The following is a 7,007-nucleotide window of genomic DNA, read 5'->3' as shown; positions in this document are numbered from 1 at the left end:
TCCAAATTAGTCAAGCAAATGCAAAGTGCACGTTTTATTCCCTTTAGAAAACAAGATATTGTTGATATGTGCAGCGCTGAGCTCACAAACAACTCAGAGCAAACATCGTTTAAACAATTTTGCGATTTATTAGCAAGCCTTATCCATTACGATTACCATTCAACACTTGAGTCGCTTAAAAATAACTACGCGCCCTTTGATCCTAATAGCGATACGCGATCTTTAGCGCCAGTATCAGCTGATCAAAAAGCGCAGTGCCAACGCGAATTTGCTAAAGATTTTGCTAAGGTACTTAATGCAGCTAACTTTGAAGTGATCACCCATCAAGACCTACAAGATGCACTCAACGAAGAGTCACTATTTAAAGTACGCCTTGAGGTAGAGTTTGACGACTTTGAAGAAGTGGTTTTTTATCGTCGTGGCGAATCACAACTCACTGAAACCATAACCAGCTTTTGGGGCTTGCGTAAAAAGCCCCTGCACTTTACCAATTACGACCGCGTTGCGGTGTTTATTCGCTTTAAAGATAAAGCCTACTTTGAGGCTAAAAATAAAACGCCTTTAGGGTTTGAGCCAAGCTCGACCATAGTTAAGCTGTTTCAAAATGTCCCAAAAGCCGACCTTGAAATGCTATTTCCGAATAGCGAAGTACGTATGCGCCCTATTGATAAAGTGATTATTGGCTCATCGGCTTTAGTAGGCGGTGCTGTGGTATTAATTACTAAGCTTGGCGCATCTATTTTATTGTTATTTGCTTTATTTGCTTTTTGGGGTGGCTTTAGAAGTGAAGCCGTAGAAATGACCCAACAACACTTTATTACCTTTGCTATTGGAATGGGGGTTTTTGGCAGCTTTATTTTTAAAGAGTGGAGTAAATTTAAAAACCGTAAAATTAAATTTATGAAAGCGCTAAGCGATAACCTCTACTTTAAAAATCTAGATAACAATGCCGGTGTTTTTCATACCCTTATAGACGCCGCCGAAGAAGAAGACATAAAAGAAGCCCTGCTTGCCTATACATTTTTACTAAAATCAGAAAGTGGCCTAAGCGCACAAATGCTTGATGAGCAAATAGAGGCGTGGTTTAAAACAAAGTATAAGTGCGAACTCGACTTTGAAATTAGCGATGCGCTTGAAAAGCTCACTCGGATGCGTTTAGTAACCTGCACTAACGATGTGTATAGCGCAATAAATTTAGATCATGCAAAAACTATTTTAGATGAGCGCTGGGATAACCTGTTTCAATATAATTAATGTTCAAAGTTTACTTAACAACAAAAAAGCAGCTGAAACTTCAGCTGCTTTTTTGTTGTATTTTGAGCTGCAACTAACTAAGTTGCTTGTTAAATTTTGCATGCACTAATTTATAAAGCGCAGGCAATATTAATAGCGTCAGTAAAGTTGATGAAATAATTCCACCAACCACAACCGTTGCCAGCGGGCTTTGTAGCTCAGCGCCGGTGCCTGTATTTAGCGCCATAGGAATAAACCCTAAACTCGCCACTAAAGCCGTCATAAGTACTGGTCGCAGGCGCGAGAGCGCACCGGTTTGTATTGCATCTATCAAACTAAGCCCATCAGCTCTTAACTGTTTAATAAACGACAGCATAACCACACCATTTAATACCGCTACACCACTTAGCGCGATAAACCCCACACCTGCCGATATTGATAACGGCATATCACGTAAAAGCAACGCAAGCACGCCCCCACTAAGTGCAAGTGGTACGCCACTAAATATAATTAACGAATCACGCAGTGAATTAAACGCGCTATAAAGCAGGCCAAATATAAGTAATAAAGTAACCGGTACCACCAGCGATAGCCGCTTACTTGCCGATTCTAGTTGTTCAAACGTGCCGCCGTATTCAATCCAATAACCACTAGGTAAATTAAGCTGCGAATTTAAAGCGGCTTGCGCGTCGCTTACAAAGCTTGCTAAATCGCGCCCTTCTACATTTGCAGTTACGACAACATTACGCTTACCGCTTTCACGGTTTATTTGATTAGGCCCTTTATCAATACTAATATTTGCAACTTCGCCAAGCGGTACAAATGCAAGGTCGGGATTAGCACTTTTTGGTACAGCAACAGGTAAACGTGCAAGCTGTGTTATATCACTAGACCAACGCTCATCTAAACGCACTAATAACGAAAAGCGTTTATCGCCTTCATAAATAAGCCCAGTTTGCACACCACCTATAGCAGCACTTACACTTTGCTGTATATCAGTTACGGTTAAACCTAACAGCGCCATGTGGTCGCGAAGCGGCGTTAGCGAAAGCGTTGGCAGGCCTTCCATTTGCTCAAGGCGTACATCGGTTGCACCAGTAATATTTTGTACCAAGGCTGTGGCTTTTTCACCGAACTGTTTTAATGTTGATAAATCATCGCCATAAATACGCACAGCCACATCGGCGCGCACGCCAGCAATTAGCTCGTTAAAGCGCATTTCTATTGGTTGGGTAAACTCATAGTTATTACCGGGTACTTCATTAACTAAATGACGAATTTGCTTAACCAGTTCTTCTTTAGGTAAAGCAGGATTTGGCCATTGATCGCGAGGTTTTAACATTAAAAAGGTGTCGGCAACGTTAGGCGGCATAGGATCGTTTGCTACATCGGGCGTACCAATTTTTGAAAATACTTTTGCCACCTCCGGCTTAGCTAAAATGGCTTGCTCTAGCTCTTTTTGCATTTTTACCGATTGCTCAATACCGGTGCCGGTAATGCGCAGCGCATGCATAGCGATATCGCCCTCATCAAGCTGCGGTAAAAATTCAGCCCCCATTTTTTTAACTTTAAAGCCTAGCGCAATTACAAGTACAGCCGCAATACTAACCATAACCCACGGTAGTTTTAGCGATAAACCAAGTAGCGGTTTATAACCTTTTTTAATACCGCGCATCACGGCATTTTCGCTCTCGCTTACTTTTCCTCGCACACATACTGCAATAGCAGCAGGTACAAAAGTTACTGCAAAAATAAGTGCGCCAACTAATGCAGCAACCACTGTAAACGCCATTGGCTGAAACATTTTGCCCTCAACACTACTTAATGCAAACAGCGGTAAATACACCAGCATAATAATTAAAATACCAAATACTGCTGGGCTGAACACTTCTTTAGTGGCGGCGGTTACCACATTTAAACGCTCGTTTAGTGTAAGTAGCCTGCCATGCTTATGTTGCGCAAGGCCAAGTTGCCTTAAACAGTTTTCAACCACAATTACTGCGCCATCAACAATTAAACCAAAATCGATTGCGCCTAAGCTCATTAAGTTACCCGACACCCTATTACCTACCATACCGGTAATGGCAAATAACATACTAAGCGGAATAACCATGGCCGTAATAAGCGCACCGGTTACATTACCTAATAACAGCAGTAAAATAACAATAACTAGCACAGCTCCTTCGAACAGGTTCGTTTTTACAGTGTCTATGGTTTTATCAACAAGGGTTGTACGGTCATAAACAGCCTCAACCACAACACCTGCTGGTAGGCTAAGTTGTACATCTTTAAGTTTTTCAGCCATGGCTTTTGCCACTACGCGGCTGTTCTCACCAATGAGCATCATGGCGGTGCCAAGCACGGTTTCTTTACCGTTATAAGTAGCAGCGCCGGTTCTGAGCTCTTTACCTAGGCGCACATTTGCTACATCTTTAATGCGTACTGGTGCATCATCGCGCTTAGCAACCACGGTATTGGCTATATCATCAATGGTTTTTAATTGCCCTGGTGAGCGCACTAAATATTGCCCATCAAAACGCTCTATAAATCCTGCGCCTTGGTTACTGTTATTTAATTTAAGTGCCGTAATAACATCACTAAGCGTAAGCTTATAAGCGAGTAGCTTTTCTGGCATGGGCGCTACTTGGTACTGGCGCTCAAAACCCCCTTGGCTGTTTATTTCGGTAACGCCTTTTACTTTTAATAGCTGCGGGCGAATAACCCAATCTTGCAGGGTACGTAAATCTTCTGCATTAAATGGCGTACCATCATCTTTTAATGCACCGTTATTTGCATGCACAGAATAAGTAAAAATCTCCCCTAACCCACTAGCAATTGGCCCTAAGTTTGGTTCAATATTGGCTGGTAGGTCTGAACGAATACTTTGAATACGCTCACTAATTTGCTGGCGCGCCCAATAAATATCGGTCCCTTCATTAAAAATAACGGTTACTTGCGAGAGCCCATAACGCGAAATTGAGCGGGTGTAATCAAGCTTAGGAATACCCGCCATTGCAGTTTCAATCAAATATGTAATGCGCTGCTCGGCTTCAAGCGGAGTAAAGCCCGGCGCTTTGGTATTTATTTGCACTTGTACATTAGTTATATCGGGTACCGCATCAACGGCTAAATTTTGTGTGTTGTATACGCCAAACCCAGCAAATAAAAGTGTGAGTGCAAGCACCATCATGCGGCGCTTAACCGCAAACGAAACTATCCAGTTAATCATGCTACCTCCTAGTGAGAGTGACTTGCGCCGCTTTTTAAAATATCGGCTTTAATTACATAACTATTCTCAGTTACGTACTCACTGTTTGGCGAAAGTCCTTCAAGCACTTCTACCCATTCGCTGTTTTTAGCACCGAGTTTTACTGGGCGTACTTCAAACACATTGCCACTTTTTATAAACACGCTAGGTTTGCCGTTAAATTCCTGAATAGCAATCGCTTTAACGCGTACAGCCGTATCTACTTTTGCAGTACTAATGTCGCTATTAACATGCATACCAGGTCGCCAATGGCCATCAGGGTTTTTAAGCTCGATTCGCGCACGCGCAATATGCCCGCCACTCATCATTGGGGCTATGTAAAACACCTCACCTTGGGCATTTAAATGATGATGTAAGTCATACACTGTAGCGCTTTGCCCTATGGCGAGCTTTTCAATGTTATCGGGAAAGGCCGACAGCTCCACCCATACGGTTTCAAGGTTTACTATTTGCATTAAAGCGCTACTGGCAAGCTCGCCGCGCTTTAAATATTGCTCAGTAATAACGCCTGTAATTGGGCTTTTTATGGTGTAATTTTGTAGGGTTTCGCGGTTGGTTATGCTGGCAAGCTTATCGCCTTTTTTAACGTTTTGACCAATGCTTACAAAAATATCGTTAACTAACCCGGTATAAGGCGCCATTACTTCAACAGTGCTCTGCGCAGTGGGCGCTATAACACCAAATAGAGTATCGGTTAGCTCAACGCTACCTGCTTTTGCAATGTCAGTTTTAATACCAGCGCGTTCAATTGCTTTCTCGCTTAGCGTTGTGCGCCCTTCTCCTTGCTCATAATGATAATTTATTTCAGCGCCTTTATAGCGAGCCATTACATCAAGCTTAAAAGAATGCGGCTCGTTTACGCTCACGGTACTTACTAAATAGTCACCTTCAGCTTTAAAGCGAATAAGCTTTGGCGCTTCACTTAAACGCTGCACGTTTATGGTTACCTCTAACTGGTTTATATCAACGGCTTTACCGTTCTTAAACCCATATATTCGCAGCTCAGTATTACCGGCAAACTGGGTTAATTTAAGCTCTAAATTAAGTGTGTTATTGGTTAGTAAAAAGCCGCCGTGTGGGCCTTTTTGTGTGTGTTCGTCTTCATGGCCTTGTTCGTGACCTTCTGCGTGATGATTAGCCGACGCCATAGCCGTGCTACTTAAAAATGGGAGTGTAAATAATTGCGTAATTAATAATGCGATAAGAGTTTTATTCATGATTGATGAGTCTCAATTAAAGGTTGGCCAGTTAAACGCTCAAGGGTAAGGAGCGCTTGATATAGCTCGCTATGCGTTATGATAAGTGCACGTTTAGAATCAAATAAAGCTTGCTGTGCATCGAGTAATTGCAATACCGATATTCGCCCTTGTTGATAGCTTTTTAAACTTTGTTTTATAAGCGTTTGCGCTTGTGGAATAACCTGCTGTGTTAAAAGCTGTGCTTGCGCCGCTTTACCTTGGTAATACGCATAGAGCGTGCGTATTTGCTTACGTAACTGTAAGCGTAATTGCCCTTGTTGCTCATTAAGTAGCGTAAGTTGATGCTGCGCAGCCTCAATATTACCGCCATTAGCATTACTTAATTGCAGCGGCATTGAAAACGAAAACACTAACGAGCTGGCATCAGTTTGCTGGTTGTAACGCACACCACCACCAAGGGTTAAATCACTTTGACCCGTTGATTTTTGCAGTGCTAAATTAGCCGTTTGTTGCATGTATTTCTGCTGTAGCAGTGCAAATTCTGGTGCTGTATTTACCATATCAAGTAACGCTGCTTCACTTTTAATAGCAGCTATTTGTGATAAATCGCCCGCATAGTAATCACTCACTTGCTCCTCTTGCCAAAGCTCATTGAGTGCTAAGCGAGAGCGCTCAAATTCACTTTGTAGCATGGCCGTGTTTAAATCTACTTGGCTTAATGCATAACGCATGCGGGTTACATCAGCACTTGAGACCGCACCGGCTTTAGCGCGTTTTTCAATTGCGTTGAGAGCCTGCTTAACAGTGTTTTTACGCTCACTGTTTAGTGCAATTAACGCCTGAAATTTTAGCACTTGGTAATAACGCTCAGCGGTGGTTGCTAAAAGTGCTAACCGAGTATTTTTATACTCAATTGTTTGCGCTTTTATATTTGCAGTAGCGTAATTAATACGATTTTGGCGTTTATCGCCAAGCTCAATTAACTGGCTCAAAGCCAGGGTGTACTGCGCCCCCGAAAACGCATGAGAGCCATGAGTTCCTAAAAAGTTTTCAGCTTCAAAGCTCAGCTCAGGGTTAGGTGAAAGCGCGGCTTGGCTTTTAAGCGCGGTTAATATTTTTTGATGGTACGGGTAGCGTTTAAGCTGTAAGTTTTGCTGCTCAGTATTTTTAAGCGCTTGCTTTAGCGTTAATACGTTTTGAGGCTCGCTTTTTGCCAAAGCGCTCAGTGTTGGTAGTGCACACAGTAGCGCCACCAGCATAAGTAGTTTTTTGTTCATATAGCATATCCGTTTTAACAAACAGAGTTG

Annotated in this window: 4 protein-coding genes; 1 reads left to right on the top strand and 3 read right to left on the bottom strand. The window is 42.5% G+C overall.

The window, feature by feature from the left end:
- The first annotated feature begins 18 nt into the window (after positions 1-18).
- Positions 19-1,254 (top strand): TMEM143 family protein, encoded by a 1,236-nt coding sequence (locus SJY38_RS02005; protein ID WP_029772949.1) that lies wholly within the window; start codon positions 19-21, stop codon positions 1,252-1,254.
- Positions 1,255-1,327: 73 nt separating this feature from the next.
- Here the strand turns inward: SJY38_RS02005 and SJY38_RS02000 are convergent, their stop codons facing one another.
- From SJY38_RS02000 to SJY38_RS01990, 3 genes are read right to left on the bottom strand one after another with little or no spacing between them, the layout of a single operon-like run.
- Positions 1,328-4,462, bottom strand: a complete 3,135-nt coding sequence (locus tag SJY38_RS02000) for an efflux RND transporter permease subunit (RefSeq protein WP_377109219.1) — start codon at positions 4,460-4,462, stop codon at positions 1,328-1,330.
- 8 nt (positions 4,463-4,470) lie between these two features.
- Positions 4,471-5,718 carry an efflux RND transporter periplasmic adaptor subunit gene (locus SJY38_RS01995; protein WP_377109218.1) on the bottom strand — a complete coding sequence of 416 codons (1,248 nt, stop codon included), beginning with the start codon at positions 5,716-5,718 and terminating at the stop codon, positions 4,471-4,473.
- Positions 5,715-6,977, bottom strand: coding sequence for a TolC family protein (locus SJY38_RS01990; protein WP_377109217.1), 1,263 nt, complete (start codon positions 6,975-6,977; stop codon positions 5,715-5,717). The genes SJY38_RS01995 and SJY38_RS01990 overlap by 4 nt, the downstream gene beginning before the upstream one ends.
- Positions 6,978-7,007 lie beyond the last annotated feature (30 nt).

The sequence above is a fragment of the Pseudoalteromonas sp. R86517 genome, from assembly GCF_042466295.1.
Lineage (GTDB): Bacteria > Pseudomonadota > Gammaproteobacteria > Enterobacterales > Alteromonadaceae > Pseudoalteromonas > Pseudoalteromonas atlantica.
Note: the sequence above shows the minus strand (reverse complement) of the source record. Positions and strands in the feature narration are given on the sequence as shown.